The organism is Salmonella sp. SAL04157, assembly GCF_046551635.1.
Taxonomy (GTDB): domain Bacteria; phylum Pseudomonadota; class Gammaproteobacteria; order Enterobacterales; family Enterobacteriaceae; genus Salmonella; species Salmonella enterica.
Genome location: NZ_JBGDVS010000003.1, coordinates 562,558 through 585,412 on the forward strand (window position 1 = coordinate 562,558; position 22,855 = coordinate 585,412).

Sequence of the window (22,855 nt, forward strand, 5' to 3'; positions counted from 1 at the left end):
AATTTTAAAATGAGTATAAAAACATTTATTTTCAGCCAGCCCGATAAGCCGATTGTAAAAGAGAAAAAAGAGATAGACCAGACCTATAAAAAATTTCGTTTTGAGATTATCGCCTCGGTCTTTATCTCTTATGCCGTCTTTTATCTTACCCGTAAAAACTTCTCCGCCGCGATGCCGGCCATGCTGACGGAAACGTCGCTGACCGCAGAAGACTTCGCCATTATGTCTTCTATTTTTTACATTCTTTATGGCGCGATGAAGTTTGTCGGCGGGATGCTGGTCGATAAAATTAACCCGAAAGCTATGACCGGCCCGGTGCTGATTGGCGTGGGGATTGTAAATATTCTGTTCGGCTTTTCCGACAGCGTGGCGGCATTCTACGTGCTGTACAGTCTCAACGCGATCTTACAGGGCACCAGCTTTCCGCCGATGGCGAAAATTATGGCCTCGTGGTTTTCGAAAAACGAACGGGGACGCTGGTGGGCTATCGTTGAAGCGGCGCACAATATCGGCGGCAGCCTCGCGCCGCTGCTGACCAGTTTTGCTATCGCCTTTAGCGGTAGCTGGAAAATGGGATTTTATGTTCCCGGCGCCATTTCGCTGCTGATGGGGATAGTGGCGCTATTTACTATTAAAGATCGTCCCGGTACGTTAGGTTTGCCCAACGTGGGGCAGTGGCGTAACGACCCGACGGAACTGGCCCAGGTCAAGGCCAGCCCGGTCAACCTGAGCTTCTGGCAGATTTTTGTGAAATATATCCTGACCAATCCACTGGTATGGATCATTATTATCGGTGATATGTCGGTTTATATTGCGCGCACCATCCTTAACGACTGGCCGCAGATTTACTATTCGCAAGTTCACGGCTGGAGCCTGATAAAAGCGAACTCGATTATTTCCTGGTTTGAGGCGGGCGGACTGGCAGGTGGGTTGCTGGCAGGCTACTTGTCTGACTTTATGTTCAAAAGTAACCGCTGGATGACCGGATTAATCTTCGCGTTAGCGCTGTGCATATGCATCGTGCTGGTGCCGCTGGTTCAGGATACCTCTTACACCCTCACCGCGATTCTGTTCACCATCATGGGCTTCGCCTTATACGGACCGCATATGCTTTTTGCCGTCGGCTGTCTGGATGTGACCCATAAGGATGCGGCGGGATCGATTACCGGCTTTCGGGGATTGTTCAGCTATGTCGGCGCGGCAATGGCCGGTGTGCCGGTAATTATGGTGAAAAATAGCTGGGCGTGGTCGGGCGTTTATATCTATGCGTTAATCGCCATTCTGCTAACGACTTTGTCGCTGGCGCTGCTCTCCAGGCTGCATCGGTTATAACATTCTGGCGACAGCGGCAAAACGCGGCTGTCGCCAGTCTCTGTCAGAAACGGTAATCCACCGCCATAAAGTAACGACGTCCGTCTTCGGTGTAACCGTAGTCGTCGCGTTTGAGATCTTTATCGCCCACGTTCAGAACGCCCGCACGCAGTTTAACATTTTTCGTCGCCTGCCATGCCGCGCCGGTATCCCAGACCACGTACCCACCCGGCGTTTTCGCCGTTGCGCTGTCGGCCCGCTTACGCCCGGTATAATTCCCTGATATGTAGAATGACCAGTCTTCGAGCTGCGCCGGTTTCCAGTCCAGCGTACCGTTCGCGGTGTGGAACGGCAGATCGGAAAGCGGCTTGTTCCCGCCATTACTGACGTCGCGTCCGTCGTTATAGGTGTAATTCAACGACAGTTTCCACGCCTCGTTAAACGGAACTTTCAACTCGGTTTCCACACCCTGAATACGCGCTTTATTCACGTTGTAATAACGGAAGACCGGAACGCGCTGTCCCCGACTATTGGTTTCGAAACCGACAAAGTTGGAATAGCCGGGCGCGGCGTTAACGTCAGCGGTACGGCTAATGCTGATGCGATTGTCCACATCGTTACGGAACGTGGTAACGCTCGCTTCCACGCCCTCCAGTATGCCTTCTTCGCCACGGTAATAAAGGCCGAGCTCCCAGCTTTCACTGGTTTCAGGTTTCAGATCCGGGCTACCGATAATGCGGCATCCTCCACGGCAGGAGTTGGTCGCCCAGTCCGGACTTAATTGCAATAGCGACGGCGCTTTAAAGGCCGTGGCCCACCCACCTTTCACCGTCAGGGTATCCGTTGCGTTATAAACCAGATAAGCACGCGGGCTCCAGTGATCGCCATAGGTTTCATGGTCATCCATACGAATACCGGTGGTCAGCGCCAGCGGTTCGAAGATGCGCCACTCATCTTCAAGGAACAGAGCATACTGGCTGGCGGAGGTTTTAGTACTGGAACCGCCGGTCAGGTTGACCGCATCGCTCAGTTTATCGTGACGCCATTCGCCGCCGAAGGTGAGGAACTGGTTGACAGACGCTAACGGCAGAACGTATTTCCCGTCAATCGAATTGCTTTCTGACGTGATAGGGCTACTGTTGCCGGGGTTTTTGTTTTCCACTTTTTCGCCGTAGAACTTGAGCTCGCTATTACCGAGATCCCAACGTCCGTTATGGCTCAACGCGTAGTTTTGCCGTTCCAGACGGTTTTTATCCAGCGAGTCGGAGTCCCGGTCCTGGCGATCAAAACCGTAGCCTGCGGTAACGTCATGATTTTCGTTTGGTGTCCAGGCAAACTCGACGTTTCCATCCCGGCTGGTAAATCCTTCAATGCGCGGCGTTTCACCCGTAGTGGTGGTGGCGGAACTCTGCTGCTCGTCTTTTCCGCGTTTCGCCAGGCTACCGTAGGCTTTCATTCCCAGCACGCCGTCGATCAGCGGACCACTGGCAAAGAACTGACCGTTATAGGTATCGCCACGGTCGCGATGTTCCTGAATAGTGGAGTCAACCGTGACGCTACCGTGCCATTTCTGACCAATTTTTTTGGTAATAATGTTGACCACGCCGCCCAGCGCATCGGAGCCATACAGCGAGGACATGGGGCCACGCACCACTTCAATGCGTTCGATAGCGTCAACCGGTATCCAGTTCAGATCAAAATCATTATGGCGGAAGACCGCGTTACGGGAGTTAACGCGCTTACCGTCGATCAGGATCAGCGTATAACTGCTGTCCAGACCACGAATACTCACGCCTTTACGGTTATCCCCTTCGTTAGTGAGCTGTACGCCCGGCACCTCTTTCAGGACATCTTTCAGGTTTTGCACGGGCCTGCGCTGTAAATCTTGCTGGGTAATGACGCTGATACTTGCTGGCGCATCTTTCAGATTTTGTTCGATGGCGGACGCGGTAACGACCATGGTTTCACCATCATCCGTTGCCGCGGCAACCGGCCAGGCCAACGTAACTGCGGACATACAAAGCCCTACCCGAACGAAAGGGTTAAACCTAAACATTCCATTTCTCCATGAGGTAAATACGACAAAAAAATCGGTTATCGCTCACAACGCATTACGTTTCGCCTGCGATAACGGTTATCACGGCGAACTCTTTTTATGCAGGCGAGTCGGGCTCATGAGTGACGGTCGCGCCCGAATCTTCATCCTTTCTGATTTCGAGCGTAACGATAAAGCAAACGATAATAATTATCAATTTAATTGTTAATAATTATGTCATTTGAACCAATCATGAAGAAAAAACAAAAAACCCTCTCGAATGAGAGGGTTAGAAGAGTCAGGTTCAGGCAGTCAGTGCCGGATAGCGGTATAAAGCCTATCCGGGCTATGACGAGAATACCGCGTTACTTTTTAACGCGTTCCGGGAAGTGCATTTCGCTATAGCGCACGAAATGCGTACCTTTTATCAGCTTGTAGCCGAACCAGATAAGCAGGAACAGCGGAATACCGATATAGGTCGCCGCGACGCCGCCCCAGTCGATGGTATCTTTCAGGAACGCTTCATAGTTCTGCCCCAACGTAATAATCAGGCACAGTACAAAGGCGAAAATCGGCCCCAGCGGGAAGAACCCGGAACGGTACGGCAAATCATTCACATCATACCCTTGTATCACGTAACCGCGACGGAAGCGATAATGGCTAATGGCAATCCCCAGCCAGGCGATGAAGCCCGTCATACCGGAGGTGTTCAACAGCCACAGATAGACCGTCTGGTTGCCGAACATTGAGGTCAAAAAGCAAAGACCGGCAATCACGGTGGTGGCATAAAGCGCATTGCGCGGTACGCCGCCGCGGGACAATTTCGCAAAAATACGCGGGGCCTTACCGTCACAGGCTAGGGTGTAGAGCATACGGGTCGAGGCATACATTCCGGAGTTGCCCGCAGACAGTACCGCCGTCAGGATAACCGCATTCATTATCGCCGCCGCAGACAACAAGCCCGCATGCTGGAACACTAAGGTAAACGGACTGACGCTAATGTCTTTGACGTCGTTACGCAGCAGGTTTGGATCGGTATAAGGAATGATCAGGCTGATAATCAAAATCGCGAAAACATAAAACAGCAGAATACGCCAGAATACCTGACGCACCGCGCGCGGAATATTCTTCTCCGGGTTTTCAGATTCCCCGGCGGCAATACCAATCAGCTCAGTTCCCTGGAAAGAGAAGCCCACGATCATCGCGACGCCAATCATTGCCGCAAAACCGCCAGCGAAAGGCGCATCGCCCGTCGTCCAGTTGCTCCAGCCGACCGGCTCGACACCTTTAAAGATGCCGATAATCATCGCTACGCCAACGATGATGAAGATAATAACGGTCGCGACTTTAATTAACGAGAACCAGTACTCCGCCTCGCCAAAACCGCGTACGGAAATGTAGTTCAGCAAGAAAATGACGCAGAGGAATAGCGCGCTCCAGATCCAGCCCGGCGTATCCGGGAACCACCAGCCCATCACCAATTGTGCGGCAACCAGGTCAACAGCGATAGTCACCGCCCAGTTGTACCAGTAGTTCCAGCCCAGCGCGAAACCAAAGCCTTCTTCCACATAGTTCTGACCATATGTCGCAAACGAGCCAGATACCGGCATATAGGCCGCCAGCTCGCCAAGACTGGTCATCAGGAAGTAGACCATCAAACCAATCAGAATATAAGAAAACAGCGCGCCGCCTGGCCCCGCCTGAGAAATTGTCGCACCAGATGCAACGAAAAGACCTGTCCCGATGGAGCCGCCAATGGCAATCATCGTCAGGTGACGCGCCTTTAATTCGCGACGTAGCGCGGGCGCTTCTGTGGTTTTAGTTTTGGAACCCATGTGAAAATGCTATCCATCCAAAAAATGAGGCGCGATTGTAACAGACGAAATACTATCCTTCCGACACAAATGCGCGGTTATAAGAGACCTTCATGACCGGCCACGGATTATAAGTAAAGCAGAGAATAACGTATACGTAAGCGGATACTAAAAATGGCGATGCCGCCCGGGCAGCCCTCCTCTTCACCTTTATTCACAGTAACTCAAAAAACGCTGCAACGCGTTAGAAAGATGTTTCTGCCGATGATGAACACGCCACAACGTGCGCACCAGGCGCGGTAACGGCACCGCGACTTCGCCCAGGGTTCCCGCCTGGAGTTGTTCAGCAATCACCCGGCGCGATAAACAGCTTATCCCCAGTCCATGACGCACCGCATGTTTGATCGCTTCTGAATTCCCCAACTCCATCGCCATATGAAAGCGCGGCAAATGCGACAACAGCAAATAATCGACAATTTCCCGCGTACCGGAACCGCGCTCGCGTAAAATCCATGGGGATGCCGCAAGCTGTTCCAGCGTCACCGGCCCCTGCGTCAGCGGCGAGGACGGCGCGGCAAAGACCACCAGCTCATCTTCCAGCCACGGCTCAGAGATAATCTCTGTACTGTGACATGGTCCTTCAATCAGGCCGATATCAACCCGAAAATCCAGCACCGCGTTAATCACGTCCTGGCTGTTTCCCACGCTGAGTTCCAGCGGCAAGGCCGGATAATGCTGGCGATAGCGGGCAATCATGGCGGGTAAAATGTAATTGCCGATGGTGCTACTGGCATAAACCCGTATCGCGCCGTTATCTTCACGAAATAGCTGCTCAATTTCTACCGCTTGCTCCAGCAATGCCAGCGCGCGCGGGTATAACAAGCGCCCATGTTCGTTGACCACCAGCCGTTTCCCAACCCGATCAAACAACTGTACGCCGAGCTGACCTTCCAGATCGGTGAGCGCGGCGCTAACGGCGGACTGCGATAATGACAGCATGACCGACGCCTGGGTTGTTGAACCGCTTTTCAGTACTTCAGCAAACACTTCAAGTTGTCGTAGCGTAATATGCATAGTCGTATCCCACCGATAGCGTTTCACTTACCACTTATAAAGATTAATTATAAATATATAATCAATTTTATTTTTAAACCAGATCACCGTAACCTTATTGTCCATATACAGGAGAAGGTTATGACAGAACTCACCTTGCAGAATCATCGTCGTACAATGTGGCATTTTATACCGGGGCTCGCTCTGAGCGCCGTCATTACAGGAGTCGCCCTGTGGGGCGGCGCTATCCCTGCCGTTGCAGGCGCGGGGTTCAGCGCCCTGACCCTGGCTATCCTGCTGGGTATGGTTATCGGGAATACCGTCTATCCACAAATATGGAAACAATGCGACGGCGGCGTGCTGTTTGCAAAACAACATCTGCTGCGTTTAGGGATTATCCTTTACGGCTTCCGCCTTACCTTTTCACAAATCGCCGATGTGGGCATTAGCGGTATTGTGATTGACGTATTAACGCTTTCCAGCACGTTCATGCTGGCCTGCTTCTTAGGCCAAAAAGTCTTTGGTCTGGACAGGCACACCAGTTGGCTGATTGGCGCCGGTAGCAGTATCTGCGGCGCGGCGGCGGTACTGGCGACAGAACCGGTGGTAAAAGCGGAAGCCAGTAAGGTTACTGTAGCCGTCGCGACTGTCGTTATTTTCGGCACCATCGCTATTTTCCTTTACCCGGCAATGTATCCGCTGCTGGCGCACTGGTTCAGCCCGGAAACTTACGGCATCTATATCGGCTCAACCATGCATGAAGTCGCGCAAGTGGTCGCAGCGGGTCACGCCGTTAGCCCGGATGCAGAAAATGCGGCAGTTATCGCTAAGATGCTGCGTGTCATGATGCTGGCGCCGTTCCTGATCATTCTGGCAGCACGCGTTAAACAGCTTTCCCCGGCGACCGGCGCGGAAAAAAGCAAAATTACCATTCCGTGGTTTGCTATTTTCTTCATCGTAGTGGCGATCTTCAACTCTTTCCACCTGCTGCCGAAAGCCGTGGTGGATATGCTGGTGACGCTGGACACGGTACTGCTGGCGATGGCGATGGCGGCGTTGGGTCTGACCACTCACGTTAGCGCATTGAAAAAAGCGGGGGCGAAACCGCTGCTGATGGCGCTGGCATTATTCGCCTGGCTGATTATTGGCGGTGGCGCCATTAACGTCCTAATCCATAGCCTTATCGCATAAATTATTACGTTTCACGCCTGTTAACCCGTTATCATAGCGTTCGTAATGAACCGTTAGCGGGTTTAACAGGAGTCTTTTATGAAATACATCGGAGCGCACGTCAGCGCTGCTGGCGGTCTGGCTAACGCCCCTGCCCGCGCGGCTGAAATTGGCGCAACGGCCTTTGCGCTTTTCACAAAAAACCAGCGTCAGTGGCGTGCCGCCCCCCTTACTCCCCAGGTCATTGATGACTTTAAAATCGCCTGTGAAAAGTATCATTTCTCGGCGGCGCAAATTCTTCCCCACGATAGTTACCTGATTAATCTGGGCCATCCGGTCAGTGAAGCGCTGGAAAAATCACGCGATGCCTTTCTCGATGAAATGCAGCGCTGTGAACAACTCGGCTTAACCTTGCTTAATTTTCATCCCGGTAGCCATCTGATGCAGATTGCACAGGAGGATTGCCTGGCGCGGATCGCGGAATCCATCAATATTGCCCTCGCGCAGACCGAGGGCGTTACGGCGGTTATCGAAAATACAGCCGGTCAGGGCAGTAATCTGGGGTTTGAGTTTGAACAGTTAGCCGCCATCATCGACGGCGTGGAAGATAAGTCGCGCGTTGGCGTCTGTATCGATACCTGCCATGCCTTTGCCGCCGGATATGATCTGCGTACGCCAGAGGCGTGCGAAAAAACGTTCGCCGGATTCGGGAAAATTGTCGGATTTCAGTATTTGCGCGGAATGCACCTGAACGACGCCAAAAGCGCCTTCGGTAGCCGCGTTGACCGCCATCACAGTCTGGGTGAAGGCAATATCGGCCACGATGCGTTTCGTTGGATTATGCAGGATGCGCGTTTTGACGGTATTCCGCTGATACTGGAGACCATCAATCCTGATATCTGGGCGGAAGAGATTGCGTGGTTAAAAGCCCAGCAAATTGCCGAAGCGGTGGCCTGACGCTCAATGTTCTTCAGGCAATAAAAAAGGCAGAGCGCGCTCTGCCTTTTTTAGCGTGTTTCTCTTACGCCGCTTTTGCCGCGACTTCCGTCTCCGGACGTTTCAGGACGGCATAAGCCAGCCCTGCCACCAGCGTACCGGCCACAATTGCCAGCAGGTATCCCAATACCGGCGTAATTGCGCCTGGGATAAGCAGAACAAACAGACCGCCATGCGGCGCCATCAATTTTGCGCCTACCGCCATAGAAATAGCCCCGGTCAACGCGCCGCCAACGATACAGCACGGCAGTACACGCATCGGGTCGCGCGCCGCAAACGGAATAGCGCCTTCAGTGATAAAGCACAGCCCCAGCACCAACGCCGCTTTACCGCCTTCCTGCTGCGCTTTGTCGAACTTACGACGCGCCACCATCGTCGCCAGACCCAGCGCTAACGGCGGTACCATACCTGCGGCCATGATCGCCGCCATCGGCGCGTAAGTTTGCGTACTCAGCAGACCAACGCCAAACGCATACGCCGCTTTGTTCACCGGGCCGCCCATGTCGGTACACATCATCCCGCCGAGAATCGCGCCCAGCAGCACCGCATTTGCCGTCCCCATCGTTTGCAGCCAGTGGGTGAGCCCTTCCAGAATCCCGGCAACCGGTTTACCGATCAGGTAAATCATCGCCAGCCCCACCACCAGACTGGAAATTAACGGGATGATCAGGATTGGCTTCAGCGCTTCCATACTTTGCGGAAGTTTCAGTTTGGTACTGATAAGCTTCGCCATATACCCGGCAAGGAAGCCGGCAATGATCCCGCCGATAAAACCGGAACCGGTGCTAACCGCCAGCATACCGCCAATCAGACCTGGCGTAAGGCCTGGGCGATCCGCGATGGAGAAAGCGATATAACCCGCCAGTACCGGCACCATCAGCGCAAACGCCGAACCGCCGCCAATCTGCATCAGCGCCGCCGCCAGCGTGTCCGGCACCTTAAAGGCTTCAATACCAAAGGCGAAGGAAAGCGCAATACACAGTCCCCCGGCAACCACCATAGGCAGCATGTAAGAAACGCCCGTCAACAGATGCCGGTATGCGCCAGCGCTCTCTTTCTTCCCTTCGGTCGCCGCTTGCGATGCCTTACCCGCCGGTTGATACGGCGTCGCTTCCGCTACGGCTTTATCCAGCTCCTGCGCCGTCTTTTTCAGCGCCAGGCCGGTCGACGTGCGGTACATTGGGAGACCGGCAAACTTCGCCAGATCCACTTCGATATCCGCCGCCACAATCACTAAATCCGCTTCCGCCACCTCTTCCGGGGTGATGGCATTGCCGGCCCCCACGGAGCCGCGCGTTTCGACTTTTACCCACCAGCCGCGTTTTTTCGCTTCTGTTTCAATGGCTTCAGCCGCCATAAAAGTATGAGCGACGCCGGTCGGGCAGGCCGTTACCGCGACCACGCGTTTCGGACCGCCGCTCGCCGCAGGAGCAACCGCAGCAGGAGCGCTGTAAGGGGTCGCATGGCTTTTGGCTTCACTCAGAAACAGTTCCGGATGCGCGACGGCGCGACCAATATCCCCCAGCCAAACCTTTTTGCCGTTCAGAGCATTGTCGTTCGGCAGAGATTCGCCCAGCACGATCGCCAGTTCAGCATCATTCGGATTGTCGATAATTTCCAGATTTGCTTTATGCGCCGCCGCTCCAAGCAGGGTTTTCGCCATGTAAGCGCGAGCCTGGCCGAGATTAGCGTCAATTATCAGCAGCGTTTTCATTATGCCTCTCCTGCTGTCAGTTAAACGGTTGTAAGTCGACACGCGCCATCATTGCGGCCAACTGAGGACGATCGGTAATACCCACATTGCTCTGGCTGACCGCCAGCGCGGCAACCGCCGTCGCCAGACGCAGCGTATGTTCGCTGGACTCGCGCATCAGCAGGCCGTAAATCAATCCGCCAACCATGGAATCGCCTGCGCCGACGGTACTTACCACGTCAACTGCCGGTGGTTTAGCGATCCATTCTCCTGAGGCGTTAACCCACAGCGCGCCTTCCGCCCCCAGCGAAATCACCACATGGGCGATACCCTGTTCGCGTAACGCGTGCGCCGCATCAATCACATCTTTCATTTCCGGGAGCTTACGACCCGCCCAAATTTCCAGTTCGCGGCGATTCGGTTTCACCAGCCACGGCGCAGCTTTAAGACCGGCGACTAACGCTTCACGGCTACTATCAAAGATAATGCATGGACACTGGCTGCGCAGACGCGTCATCCAGTCGGTGAACGCTTCCGGACTCACGCCAGCCGGTAAGCTACCGCTGACGCAGACCATATCGAACTGACCCAGCCAGCTCAGGGAGTCGTTAACAAAGCGTTCCCAGTCTGCGGGGGTCACGTCAAAGCCGGAAAAGTTGAAGTCGGTCACTTCGCCATCTTTTTCCGTCAGCTTCACGTTGATGCGGGTCCGGCCCTGAACCACCTGAAAGCGGTTAGCGATGCCCAGTTCGCTGAACAATTGCTGAAAACCGTCCTGGTTATCTTTACCGAGAAAACCGCCGACGGTGACGTCGATGCCTAAGTCTTTCAGCACCTTGGCAACGTTAATGCCTTTGCCCGCCGCGTGCAGACCCGTGGTTTTCACCAGGTTCACTTCGCCGCGTTCGATTTCAGGGCAAAACCCAACCAGATCGTAAGCCGGATTAAGGGTAACGGTGGCAACACGCCTGCTCATTATGCGCCCTCCCCGAGACCGGCGGCGATCGCATCGCCAATCGCTTTCAGCGCCTGTTCAGCATCTTCACCCTGCGCGGTAAAGCGCAGACGATGGCCTTTCTTCACGCCTAATGCCACCACTTTCATCAGACTACGTCCGTTTGCCGGTTTGCCGGTTCCATCAAGGTTTGTCACGGTAATTTCACTGTTAAATTGTTTAATCGTATTCACCAGCATGGTGCCCGGACGGGCATGGAGACCATGCTCATTACGCACTACAAATTCCGCGCTCAGTACGTCATCCGTCAGCGCATCATCACTGGTCAGCAACGCCAGCAGCGTCGCGGCGTCGGCGCTCAGCAGACGATCGGCTTTATTGTTCAGCAACAGGTCGCCGAGGCGTTTTAGCACGGCAATCGGCTGCTCGTCGTTCATCGCGACAGTGACTAATAAGGCTGCTTTTTCACCCTCTACGTCAAACGCCTGAGTCGCACGGCTTACCGCAACAGCGCTGCGCAAATTGCCTTCCGCGCTGTCGTTCAGCCAGATACCTTGTCCCAGATTCATCGGACTGTCGTTAATCGTTTTTGCGACGAACGCCGCATCAACCGCTCCCGCCTCTTTCAGACGCGCCGCATTTAGCGCCTGCAATGTGACCAGCGAGCTGGCGATGACATCCAGCGTCATCGTCTCGTTATCAAGTTTTAATTGTTCACTTTGCTTCTCGCCCATCAGCAATGCGCGCAGCTCTTCCGCCGTTGTCGCGGATTTCAGCTGTTCAGCCACGGAGTCATCGCTCAGCACATGCGTCAACTGACGCAGCAGGCCGAGGTGTTCGTCCGAACTGGCGGCAATACCAATCGCCACATAGGCGACCTGGCCTTCTCCCCAGGTAACGCCCTGCGGGAATTGAAAGACCTGGACGCCGGTTTTCAGCACCTGATCGCGCGTGTCTGTTGTGCCATGGGGAATCGCAATACCATTGCCAAGAAAGGTCGAGGTTTGCTGTTCGCGCGCCAGCATACCGTCAACATAGCCGCCCGCCACATTCCCCGCCTGCGCTAACGCGGCGGCGATTTGCCGAATGGCCTCTTCTTTATTTCCGGCCTGCTCGCCCGGATGAATGTCCTGAACCGATAACTGGAACATGTGTCTCCTCTCCTACTGAATTGAAACGATTCAGCCACTATGAGAAAAAAAGCGCCAATCTGAGTTATCAAAAAAACCAGATCGCGCTGAAACGTTTCAAGAAGTCTGGATCTTTCTGCTTCAGCACGCAAGAAAAGTTACCGGTTTTGTAGCAATTTTTTGAGGTGAAGCACATTTTTTCTCCAACAGACCCTCAATAGCTGACGCATAAAAGGCTTCAGCTTTTTTCTTTCAGCTTGCGTCAGCACGCCCTGGTAACAAATTGGAATGCTATTTTGATTTTTCGTGTCGATTTTGATTCAGACGCCTGTTTATTTTCTGACGGGCAGCGTAAACTCCGCCTCTCTTCACACCACTGATATAGAAACATGCACAACAGTCCCGCCGCCGCTGCGCCTAAATCATTTGACCTGACGTCTACCGCCTTTTTGATCGTCGCTTTTCTCACCGGTATTGCCGGTGCGTTACAGACGCCGACGCTCAGTATTTTTCTGACGGATGAGGTTCACGCCCGTCCCGGCATGGTGGGATTCTTTTTTACCGGCAGCGCGGTTATCGGCATTATCGTGAGCCAGTTTCTGGCGGGTCGCTCAGATAAAAAAGGCGATCGCAAAAAACTGATCGTTTTCTGTTGCGTGCTGGGCATGTTGGCCTGCGTGTTGTTTGCCTGGAACCGCAACTACTTTATTTTGCTGTTCATCGGCGTCTTTCTCAGTAGCTTCGGCTCTACCGCCAACCCGCAGATGTTTGCGCTGGCCCGTGAACATGCCGATCGTACAGGTCGTGAAGCGGTGATGTTCAGCTCAATCCTCCGCGCCCAGGTCTCATTGGCCTGGGTCATTGGGCCGCCGCTGGCCTATGCGCTGGCGATGGGTTTTAGCTTTACGGTGATGTATTTGAGCGCGGCGGTAGCTTTTATCGTCTGCGGCGTCATGGTGTGGTTCTTTTTACCGTCAATGCGCAAAGATGCGCCGCTGGCAACCGGCACGCTGGAAGCACCGCGTCGTAATCGCCGCGATACGCTGTTGCTGTTTGTCATCTGTACGTTAATGTGGGGAACTAACAGCCTGTATATCATTAATATGCCGCTGTTTATCATCAATGAGCTGCATCTTCCGGAAAAACTTGCAGGCGTGATGATGGGCACCGCCGCCGGGCTGGAGATTCCCACAATGCTGATTGCAGGTTACTTCGCCAAACGGTTGGGAAAACGCCTGTTAATGTGCATCGCCGTTGTCGCCGGACTGTGCTTTTATGCGGGTATGTTGCTGGCGCACGCACCGGCGACGTTGCTCGGCTTGCAGTTGCTGAACGCGATTTACATCGGCATTCTTGGCGGGATTGGCATGCTCTATTTTCAGGATCTGATGCCAGGCCAGGCGGGTTCAGCCACCACGCTGTATACCAATACCATTCGCGTCGGCTGGATCATTGCCGGTTCGTTGGCGGGAATCGCCGCAGAAATCTGGAATTATCATGCGGTCTTCTGGTTTGCGTTAGTCATGATTGTCGCCACCATGTTCTGCCTGGCGCGTATTAAAGATGTTTAACTTGCAAGCCTGATACTTTTACTCTTCGACACATTTCAGCGCAGAGTTTATCTCTGCGCAATGTTCATGCGCGGTCATTCATTGTCTTTTTCTCAATACGATATTCTGTTAGCGCCCTCCTACATAAAAGACCGGTTATTGAGAAAATTACGCCCATCAGTCCGCAAAGGACTAACACCAGCCGCATCTTATATTTTGGTGTAACAGCAACATCTATCACTTCAATGTTAGCATTATTTTTAACCGCCTCCGACAACAATGATAGCTTTGCATATGTTTCCGTTTGTAACATATTTTTATGCACGCTATAGCGTTTAATGTCACCATCATCGATATACCATTCTGCCATTTTATCGACACTATTTTTCAGGGTGGAAATAATATTATTGACGCTTTCTTCCCTCCCCTGCCCCTTAAAAAGGACAAGCTGATTTTTCGCGTCAAAACTTATTTTATTTTTATAGTCCGCAGGCAAGAAACGGCTAAACTGGTTAAGTATAACCGTTGTTTTACATTGAATATCATTAGCATAGCCACATAACGCATAGGTAGCAGGCGTATCCAGATTAGGTTTGATTGTCATACTCACAACCTTTGTATCATGCTGCACGCTCACAAAAACATAGCCAATGGCAACAAAAATAAAGGTAGCGATCACGATACTTAGCCATTTTCTTATAAGGAATAAGGAAACGTCGACTAAATCAATTTCACTATTTTCTCCCCGCATTTCACATCCCTTTTAAAACGCTAATAGTCAACCCGAATACTGAAATAACAAAAAGCAACACCAGCGTAAAAATAAACGCCCTGGCTGCGAACGTATATTTCTTCATAAGATAAAACCCACACATAAGAATTCGAGTATTTTAAAGGAAAATAACAACACATTCACACTGGTTATATCGATCGGTAAATACATCAATGATAGATATAAACTATCAAATTCACGATATCGATCGTTATAAATAATTAAAATCGATCAAAACCCCTCTTTTTAATAGATAGAAACTATCATATAAATAAAATTGATCGTTTTTGTTTTGTGTGACGGTTTATTCGGTACACGCTCAGTCACCAACGGGGTTGAGCGGCGACATCTACCGCTTCAGAAGCCACGAAATAAGGGAAGCATGTATTACGCTATTTAATGGTAAAAGGAGGTAATTTGATGCGCAGCTTTTTCAGACTATTTCGAGATATAACATAAGCCCCTACGCATTTATCAAAAGCGGCTTAGCTCATGGTAAAGTTTTCTGTTCGAGTTCCAGCAAATAAATAATGGCCTCTTCCCGGGTCGTTAAACACATGTCCCCTGTCGGTTGCAAACCAGAGCACACTTTTGGGCGTAAAGGCGAGCCAAAGATAAGGCACAAGTTATCTTCCGAAAGCTGCACGCATCTGGTATTCATCGGCTTGCCATTCGGCATTCCGGGTATCGGCGACGAAATTGAAGGCGCAATACAGCAAGCGCCACAACCGCTACGACAGTCCATGCTCAGCCCCTCTATTTATAACCAAATGAAAGATAACAGAATTTGTCCAAAGAAAAATCCAGATTTAAAATGTGGACGTCATCATGATCAGGCCTGCCCTCAGACATTCCGAAGACAAGGCTGGAAACAGAAGGGACAACACAGCACACCTCCCCCCTCCGGGCGACATGCCATCGCGTATTCTCGTTGAACGCGGAGCGGAAAGCGGGCGAACAGTATCACCTTTTTTGCACCAGCAAAAGTGACAATTCCACTTGCCTGGACGGCCCGCCGCGAGTAGTTTTACGCGATATTTTAGATAATCTCTACAACAGGATCTCCTCGATGCCAAGAGCGAACGAAATCAAAAAAGGTATGGTACTGAACTACAACGGCAAATTGCTGATTGTGAAAGATATCGACATTCAGTCGCCTACCGCCCGTGGCGCCGCCACACTGTATAAAATGCGTTTTTCTGATGTCCGCACCGGTCTGAAAGTGGAAGAACGTTTCAAAGGCGACGATATCGTTGATACCGTCACCCTGAGCCGTCGCGGCGTTGACTTTTCTTATGTCGATGGCAACGAATATGTGTTCATGGATAAAGAAGACTATACGCCGTATACCTTCACCAAAGATCAGATTGAAGAAGAGTTGCTGTTTATGCCTGAAGGCGGAATGCCGGATATGCAGGTTCTGACCTGGGACGGCCAACTGCTGGCGCTAGAGCTTCCGCAGACCGTGGATCTGGAAATCGTCGAAACCGCGCCGGGTATTAAAGGAGCGTCCGCCAGCGCACGTAACAAACCCGCGACATTAAGCACCGGTCTGGTGATTCAGGTTCCCGAATACCTGAGCGCAGGTGAGAAAATCCGCATTCATATCGAAGAGCGCCGTTATATGGGGCGCGCGGATTAAGTTTCGCATTTTTCGGCTGCGCCCCAGGGTGCAGCCTGACCCTTTTCTTTATTGACTGTTCTGCACTAGGAAAGAGAACGTTAAAAATTTAACATTTTCTGCTCTTAAGATGGCAGAAGCACGACTTCGTCAACTCAGCGCTTCTCTTTTTCACGTTTATTCGCCAGGATTATTAAAAGTTGTTATGTTGTATCAATATTCTGGAGCTGACGTGACCAAAACCAATCTTATTACTGGATTTCTCGGTAGCGGAAAAACCACCTCTATCCTTCATTTATTAGCCCATAAAGATCCGGCTGAAAAGTGGGCCGTCCTGGTCAATGAATTTGGCGAAGTGGGTATTGACGGCGCGCTGCTTGCCGACAGCGGCGCACTGCTAAAAGAGATCCCCGGCGGCTGCATGTGCTGCGTCAACGGATTGCCTATGCAGGTGGGGCTCAACACGCTGCTACGCCAGGGCAAACCTGACCGGTTGCTGATTGAACCAACCGGACTGGGGCACCCAAAACAGATTCTGGATTTATTAACTGCGCCGGTTTATGAGCCGTGGATTGATTTACGCGCTACGCTCTGCATCCTTGACCCTCGCCTGCTACTGGACCAACAGAGCGTCGCCAATGAAAATTTCCGCGATCAGCTCGCCTCAGCCGATATTATCATCGCCAATAAGACCGATCGCGCCACGGCGCAGAGCGATGCCGCCCTGCAACAGTGGTGGCGACAGTACGGCGGCGATCGTCAACTGATTCATGCCGAACATGGACAGATAGACGGTAAGCTTCTGGATTTACCGCGACAAAATCTGGCGGAACTGCCAGCCAGCGCCGCGCATTCTCACACTCATGCCAGTAAAAAAGGACTCGCCGCGCTAAATCTGCCCGCACAGCAGCGCTGGCGACGCAGCCTCAATAGCGGACAAGGTCATCAGGCCTGCGGCTGGATTTTCGATGTCGATACCGTGTTTGACACCATTGGCCTACTCGAATGGGCGCGTCTGGCGCCGGTGGGCCGGGTGAAAGGCGTTATGCGCATACAAGAGGGGCTGGTACGCATCAATCGCCAGGGCGATGACCTGCACATCGAAACACAGAGTGTCGCGCCGCCGGATAGCCGGGTTGAACTTATCTCAAACACAGAAACCGACTGGAATACGTTACAGACGGCCTTGTTGAAGCTTCGTTTAGCGACGCACGCGTAAGGTTGCCACCGTTTAAAAACTATGGCGAAATGACGATGAAAACCCGCTATTCCTTGATAATTCTGCTTAATGCCGCCGGTCTGGCGCTGTTTTTGTCATGGTATCTCCCCGTCAATCACGGTTTCTGGTTCACCATTGATTCCGGCATATTCCACTTCTTTAACCAGAAACTGGTGGAAAGCCACGCGTTCCTCTGGTGGGTCGCTATTACCAATAATCGGGCGTTTGATGGGTGTTCGCTGCTGGCGATGGGCGGACTGATGCTCAGTTTCTGGCTAAAAGAAGACGCGTCGGGTCGGCGGCGCATTGTGATAATCGGATTGGTCATGCTGCTAACAGCGGTGGTGCTTAACCAACTCGGTCAGGCGCTGATCCCCATCAAGCGCGCCAGCCCAACGCTCTCTTTTGAGCATATTTATCGCGTCAGCGAGTTGCTGCACATCCCGACAAAAGACGCGTCAAAAGACAGTTTCCCAGGCGATCACGGTATGATGCTGCTGATATTTTCCGCCTTTATGCTGCGTTATTTCGGCAAAACGGCGGGGATTATCGCCCTTATTATATTTGTGGTTTTCGCGTTTCCGCGCGTTATGATTGGCGCTCACTGGTTCACCGATATTGTGGTCGGGTCGCTCACGGTTATTTTGATTGGCCTCCCCTGGTGGCTGATGACCCCGCTCAGCGACCGGGCGATAGCGCTTTTTGAGAATTATCTCCCGGGCGGAAATAAACAAATTTTAAACAAATAACCCATGTAATTAACATTACCTTCAGCGATAGTTTTACATCGTTGAAGGTAATTTATGATGATATTCCCCCAGCCCATCATTTTTCGGTCATATTATTCCTCTGCAAAATGAACAGGTTGCACGATTTTTAAACGATCTGCGCTTAATTTGACCCGTGCTGATAGTTCACTTTTCGTATCATAAATTCTTATAAAAAATCACGCGAAATCGCTCGCAATGACAGCAACAATCGGGTAATCTCAAACTCGTTTTGCCTCGCCAGATAATTATTCTCATTGCGAATAAATTTGTGCGTTCCGCCACAGATTTGTGCACAAAGAATTGTCTCAAGCTGTGCAGGTAATTAGTCTCATCACGTTTGGCATTTTTATAACGATATTTATCGTTAAGGACTTCAAGGGAAAACAAACAACATGGTCAAATCTCAACCGATTTTGAGATATATTTTGCGCGGGATTCCTGCGATTGCAGTTGCGGTTCTGCTTTCTGCTTGTAGCACAACCACCAATACCGCAAAGAATATGCATTCTGAGACGCATGCTGTGGGCAATAGCGATAGCTCTTCACTGCAAGCCTCTCAGGATGAATTTGAAAATATGGTGCGTAACCTCGACGTTAAGTCGCGGATTATGGATCAGTATGCTGACTGGAAAGGCGTGCGTTACCGCCTGGGCGGCAGCACTAAGAAAGGCGTCGACTGTTCCAGCTTTGTACAGCGCACCTTCCGTGAACAGTTTGGTTTAGAGCTTCCGCGTTCAACCTATGAACAGCAGGAAATGGGCAAAGCAGTTTCACGCAATAACCTGCGTACGGGCGATCTGGTTCTGTTCCGCGCCGGTTCCACTGGTCGTCATGTCGGTATTTATATCGGCAATAACCAGTTTGTCCATGCGTCTACCAGTAGCGGCGTCATTATCTCCAGTATGAACGAACCGTACTGGAAAAAACGCTACAATGAAGCACGTCGAGTTCTGAGCCGCAGTTAATCTTCATCAGGCAGCACCTCCCTTGGCTTACCTGATGAGACGACATAAAAAGCACTGCTTCGGCAGTGCTTTTGCTTATTATCCCTTCTGAACCCGTTTTGCCGAATAGCGACGTGTGGCCTCTTATCCAGCCTACCACACACGAACGTAGGCCTGATAAACATAGTGCCATCAGGCATTCAGGTCGTTTCCCCCAACGCCTACTGCGACAATACGCTTTCCTGCGCATCACAGAAAAGCATGACTATCCGGGGTAATCCAGGCTATAGTCTTATAAATCAACCAGATTAACCGGCATCCGCCTTTTCAGGTCACACCAGGAATTATGCTTACACGCGACTCCTCTTCCGGTCGGAAAATCCTGCTTACCTGTATCATTACGGGGATGGCAGCAGCATTACTTATTGGTAGCCTGCAATTTTTCCTGTCGTGGCATAAACGGGATGTTAAATACAATACGCTCCTTTCTGATGTACAACATTACCTGGCCAGCTATTTCGCCGACCTGAAAGCCACCACCGATATTCTTCAGCCGTTGACGATCAACACCTGTCAGCAGGTTGGCGCAGAACTTACCTCAAGAGCCGCTTTTAGCCTTAATGTCCGCGCCTTCTTATTGATTAAAGATAAAAAAGTGTTTTGCTCTTCCGCCACTGGCGCCATGAATATGCCGCTTCAGCAACTGGTACCGGATATAGATATCCGCAAAGACGTTGCTATGGCGATTCTGCCCGGCACGCCAATGATGCCCAACAAACCGACAATGGTGATTTGGTATCGGAACCCATTATTAAATGACAGCGGCGTATTCACATCGCTGAATATTAACCTGACGCCCTACTTACTCTATACCACGCGCCAGGACGATTTTAACGGCATCGCGCTGATTGTCGGCAATACCGCGCTGTCGACTTTTTCTTCGCGTCTGCTGACCGTCGCGGAGCTGCCGGGTTCGCCATCACGACAGACAACTATCAACGGCCTGCCGCTTAAAATACAGCTTTATGCCGATAGCTGGACCTACAATGACTTATGGTATGCGTTGATGCTGGGCTGCATTAGCGGCATCGTAGCGGGGTTTATCTGTTACTTTATCTATGCCCTCCGGACGCGACCGGGCAAAGAGATTTTAACGGCGATCAAACACGAGCAGTTTTATGTGGTTTATCAGCCCGTCGTCGATACTCGTACGCTGAACGTCACCGGGCTTGAAGTCCTACTGCGCTGGCGTCACCCTACGGCAGGAGAGATTCCGCCGGATGCCTTTATCCACTATGCCGAAGCGCAGCAACTTATCGTACCGTTAACGCAGCATCTGTTCGAGCTGATCGCCCGCGACGCGCCCACGCTACAGAAGGTGATGCCCGTCGGTGCCAAATTTGGCATTAATATCGCGCCGGAACATCTGCACAGCGACAGTTTTAAAGAGGATATGCACCGGCTCAGGGACGCCCTGCCCGCGCACCATTTTCATATCGTGCTGGAAATCACTGAACGCGATATGCTTCAGCAGTACGAAGCGGCCAAACTGTTCGAATGGCTGCATTCCGCCGGGTTTGAAATCGCTATAGATGATTTCGGTACAGGCCATAGCGCCCTGATTTATCTGGAGCGATTTACTTTAGATTATCTGAAAATCGATCGCGGCTTTATCCAGGCGATCGGCACGGAAACCGTCACGTCGCCGGTTCTGGATACCGTGCTGACGCTCTCCAGACGCCTGAATATGCTGACGGTGGCCGAGGGCGTTGAAACGCCGGAGCAGGCCCGTTGGCTACGCGATCACGGTGTTAATTACTTGCAGGGGTACTGGATTAGCCGTCCTTTACCCCTAAAAGATTTCGTGCTGTGGATGTCGGCGCCTTCCGTGCCTGAATGGTAGTCCCCTTACGGTTTTAACAGATTCACATCAGACGCAACGTCACTTATTATTCAGCGAAACGCCTGCCGGTTTGCAGCGGGCAATACGATAAGGAAACCGCCTTCAGATGATTGCGCGCGTAATGCTTCTGCTTGTCGCACTGGTTAGCGCTGGCGCCCAGGCCCAGGAAATCAAAGAAAGCTACGCTTTCGCCGTACTCGGCGAACCTAAGTATGCTTTTAACTTTGATCACTTTGATTATGTGAATCCTGCTGCGCCGAAAGGCGGTCAGATGACGCTTTCCGCCATTGGTACGTTCGATAATTTCAATCGCTATTCGCTGCGCGGCAATCCCGGCGTACGTACCGAAGCCCTTTACGATACGCTTTTTACCACCTCGGATGATGAACCCGGAAGCTATTATCCGCTGATTGCCGACCATGCCCGCTATGCCGCCGACTATTCCTGGGTGGAAATCTCGATTAACCCCCGCGCTCGTTTTCACGATGGCACGCCCATTACCGCCCGCGATGTGGCCTTTACCTTTCATAAGTTTATGACCGAAGGCGTACCGCAGTTCCGTCTGGTCTATAAAGGTACTACCGTGAAGGCGATTGCGCCTTTAACCGTGCGAATTGAGCTGGCGAAGCCTGGTAAAGAAGACATGCTTAGTCTGTTTTCATTACCGATCATGCCCGAAAAATTCTGGAAAAATCACAAACTCAGCGATCCGCTTTCAACGCCGCCCTTAGCCAGCGGGCCATACCGGATTACTCAGTGGAAAATGGGCCAGTATATTGTCTATTCACGCGTCAAAAACTACTGGGCGGCTAATCTGCCGGTCAATCGTGGACGTTTTAACCTCGACACTATCCGCTACGATTACTACCTTGATGACAATGTCGCTTTCGAGGCGTTTAAAGCGGGCGCATTTGATCTACGGCTGGAAAACGACGCTAAAAACTGGGCAACGCGCTACATCGGTAAAAATTTCGATAATCATTACATCATTAAAGAAGAGCAGAAAAACGAGTCGGCGCAGGACACACGCTGGCTGGCCTTTAATATTCAGCGCCCGGTATTTAAAGACCGACGGGTACGTGAAGCCGTCACCCTGGCCTTCGATTTTGAGTGGATGAATAAAGCGTTGTTCTATAATGCCTGGAGCCGAACCAACAGTTACTTCCAGAATACCGAGTACGCCGCCAGAAATTATCCTGACGCCGATGAGCTGGTATTACTCGCGCCGATGAAAAAAGATCTTCCTCCTGAAGTCTTCACTCAGATCTATCAGCCGCCGGTCTCTAACGGCGACGGCTACGATCGCGAAAATCTTCTTAAAGCTGACGCCTTGTTGACGCAGGCCGGATGGGTGATCAACGGACAGCAACGGGTCAATAGCGTCACCGGTAAGCCTCTGACGTTTGAACTTCTCCTTCCTGCCAGCAGTAATAGCCAGTGGGTTCTACCCTTCCAGCATAATCTTCAGCGTCTGGGCATTACGATGACTATCCGTCAGGTTGATAATTCTCAGCTCACCAACCGGATGCGCAGCCGCGACTATGACATGATGCCGAGGCTATGGCGGGCGATGCCCTGGCCCAGCTCCGATCTACAAATCTCATGGGCGTCGGAATACATTAACTCCAGTTATAACGCTCCCGGCGTACAAAGCCCGGTGGTGGATAAACTGATCGCGCAAATTATCGCAGCGCAGGGTGATAAAGCGAAACTGGTGCCGCTGGGACGGGCGCTGGATCGCGTGCTGACCTGGAACTATTACATGCTGCCGATGTGGTATATGGCGCAAGACAGGCTCGCCTGGTGGGATAAATTCTCCCATCCGGCGATTCGCCCGGTATATACCATCGGGTTAGATACCTGGTGGTATGATGTCAACAAAGCCGCCAAACTACCGGCAGCCAGGAGGTAGTAAGAAT

Annotated in this window: 19 protein-coding genes; 10 read left to right on the plus strand and 9 right to left on the minus strand. The window is 51.8% G+C overall.

The genetic code is table 11. The features are described from left to right. Nucleotides 1–9 precede the first annotated feature (9 nt). Nucleotides 10–1,332, plus strand: a complete 1,323-nt coding sequence (locus ACLJRE_RS09675; RefSeq protein WP_000023806.1) for an MFS transporter — start codon at nt 10–12, stop codon at nt 1,330–1,332. Between the two features lie 43 nt (nt 1,333–1,375). Here ACLJRE_RS09675 and cirA read toward each other — a convergent pair whose 3' ends face one another. The 3 genes from cirA to yieE form a co-directional block, all read right to left on the minus strand. Beyond that, entirely contained in the window at nt 1,376–3,367 is a 1,992-nt protein-coding gene (cirA, locus tag ACLJRE_RS09680) for a catecholate siderophore receptor CirA (protein WP_000488242.1), read from the minus strand. 344 nt (nt 3,368–3,711) lie between these two features. Further along, entirely contained in the window at nt 3,712–5,181 is a 1,470-nt protein-coding gene (lysP, locus tag ACLJRE_RS09685) for a lysine-specific permease (RefSeq protein WP_000534999.1), read from the minus strand. 189 nt (nt 5,182–5,370) lie between these two features. After that, nucleotides 5,371–6,234 (minus strand): DNA-binding transcriptional regulator YeiE, encoded by an 864-nt coding sequence (gene yieE / locus ACLJRE_RS09690; RefSeq protein WP_000548316.1) that lies wholly within the window; start codon nt 6,232–6,234, stop codon nt 5,371–5,373. A gap of 120 nt (nt 6,235–6,354) precedes the next feature. On the opposite strand from yieE, the gene ACLJRE_RS09695 reads away from it, so the two are divergent. Both ACLJRE_RS09695 and nfo read left to right on the plus strand, forming a co-directional pair. Beyond that, a complete protein-coding gene (locus ACLJRE_RS09695; protein ID WP_000137966.1) occupies nt 6,355–7,404 on the plus strand; it encodes a YeiH family protein in 1,050 nt (349 codons plus the stop codon). A 78-nt stretch (nt 7,405–7,482) separates the two neighbouring features. After that, on the plus strand, nt 7,483–8,340 hold the full coding sequence (gene nfo, locus ACLJRE_RS09700; RefSeq protein WP_000873912.1) for a deoxyribonuclease IV: 858 nt from the start codon (nt 7,483–7,485) through the stop codon (nt 8,338–8,340). 64 nt (nt 8,341–8,404) lie between these two features. Here nfo and fruA read toward each other — a convergent pair whose 3' ends face one another. From fruA to fruB, 3 genes are read right to left on the minus strand one after another with little or no spacing between them, the layout of a single operon-like run. Further along, nucleotides 8,405–10,093, minus strand: a complete 1,689-nt coding sequence (gene fruA, locus ACLJRE_RS09705; protein WP_000854417.1) for a PTS fructose transporter subunit IIBC — start codon at nt 10,091–10,093, stop codon at nt 8,405–8,407. Nucleotides 10,094–10,109: 16 nt separating this feature from the next. Further along, nucleotides 10,110–11,048, minus strand: a complete 939-nt coding sequence (gene fruK, locus ACLJRE_RS09710; protein WP_023212314.1) for a 1-phosphofructokinase — start codon at nt 11,046–11,048, stop codon at nt 10,110–10,112. Then, nucleotides 11,048–12,178 (minus strand): fused PTS fructose transporter subunit IIA/HPr protein, encoded by a 1,131-nt coding sequence (gene fruB, locus ACLJRE_RS09715; RefSeq protein ID WP_000487287.1) that lies wholly within the window; start codon nt 12,176–12,178, stop codon nt 11,048–11,050. The genes fruK and fruB overlap by 1 nt, the downstream gene beginning before the upstream one ends. A 368-nt stretch (nt 12,179–12,546) precedes the next feature. Between fruB and setB the strand changes: the two genes are divergently transcribed. Then, nucleotides 12,547–13,728 carry a sugar efflux transporter SetB gene (setB, locus tag ACLJRE_RS09720; RefSeq protein WP_000551934.1) on the plus strand — a complete coding sequence of 394 codons (1,182 nt, stop codon included), beginning with the start codon at nt 12,547–12,549 and terminating at the stop codon, nt 13,726–13,728. 64 nt (nt 13,729–13,792) lie between these two features. Here setB and ACLJRE_RS09725 read toward each other — a convergent pair whose 3' ends face one another. The 3 genes from ACLJRE_RS09725 to ACLJRE_RS09735 form a co-directional block, all read right to left on the minus strand. Further along, complete coding sequence (locus ACLJRE_RS09725; RefSeq protein ID WP_001645254.1) at nt 13,793–14,458, minus strand: GNVR domain-containing protein; 666 nt, start codon at nt 14,456–14,458, stop codon at nt 13,793–13,795. A 1-nt stretch (nt 14,459) separates the two neighbouring features. Continuing rightward, the gene (locus tag ACLJRE_RS09730) at nt 14,460–14,582 is read right to left on the minus strand and encodes a membrane protein (RefSeq protein ID WP_001519564.1); all 123 of its coding nucleotides are present in this window, start codon (nt 14,580–14,582) and stop codon (nt 14,460–14,462) included. A 387-nt stretch (nt 14,583–14,969) separates the two neighbouring features. Continuing rightward, nucleotides 14,970–15,224, minus strand: coding sequence for a YkgJ family cysteine cluster protein (locus ACLJRE_RS09735; RefSeq protein WP_001523448.1), 255 nt, complete (start codon nt 15,222–15,224; stop codon nt 14,970–14,972). 324 nt (nt 15,225–15,548) lie between these two features. On the opposite strand from ACLJRE_RS09735, the gene yeiP reads away from it, so the two are divergent. The 6 genes from yeiP to ACLJRE_RS09765 all read left to right on the plus strand — a co-directional run bounded on the left by yeiP (nt 15,549) and on the right by ACLJRE_RS09765 (nt 22,848). Beyond that, nucleotides 15,549–16,121, plus strand: coding sequence for an elongation factor P-like protein YeiP (gene yeiP, locus ACLJRE_RS09740; RefSeq protein WP_001136822.1), 573 nt, complete (start codon nt 15,549–15,551; stop codon nt 16,119–16,121). 211 nt (nt 16,122–16,332) lie between these two features. After that, on the plus strand, nt 16,333–17,319 hold the full coding sequence (locus tag ACLJRE_RS09745) for a CobW family GTP-binding protein (RefSeq protein ID WP_023212315.1): 987 nt from the start codon (nt 16,333–16,335) through the stop codon (nt 17,317–17,319). A gap of 29 nt (nt 17,320–17,348) precedes the next feature. Next, entirely contained in the window at nt 17,349–18,068 is a 720-nt protein-coding gene (locus tag ACLJRE_RS09750) for a phosphatase PAP2 family protein (protein WP_023212316.1), read from the plus strand. A gap of 413 nt (nt 18,069–18,481) precedes the next feature. Then, nucleotides 18,482–19,054, plus strand: a complete 573-nt coding sequence (gene mepS / locus ACLJRE_RS09755) for a bifunctional murein DD-endopeptidase/murein LD-carboxypeptidase (RefSeq protein ID WP_000241015.1) — start codon at nt 18,482–18,484, stop codon at nt 19,052–19,054. A gap of 325 nt (nt 19,055–19,379) precedes the next feature. Then, on the plus strand, nt 19,380–20,936 hold the full coding sequence (locus ACLJRE_RS09760) for a cyclic di-GMP phosphodiesterase (protein ID WP_000957762.1): 1,557 nt from the start codon (nt 19,380–19,382) through the stop codon (nt 20,934–20,936). A gap of 106 nt (nt 20,937–21,042) precedes the next feature. After that, nucleotides 21,043–22,848: an extracellular solute-binding protein gene (locus tag ACLJRE_RS09765; protein ID WP_023201575.1), complete on the plus strand. Its 1,806-nt coding sequence runs from the start codon at nt 21,043–21,045 to the stop codon at nt 22,846–22,848. The last annotated feature ends 7 nt before the right edge of the window (nt 22,849–22,855 follow it).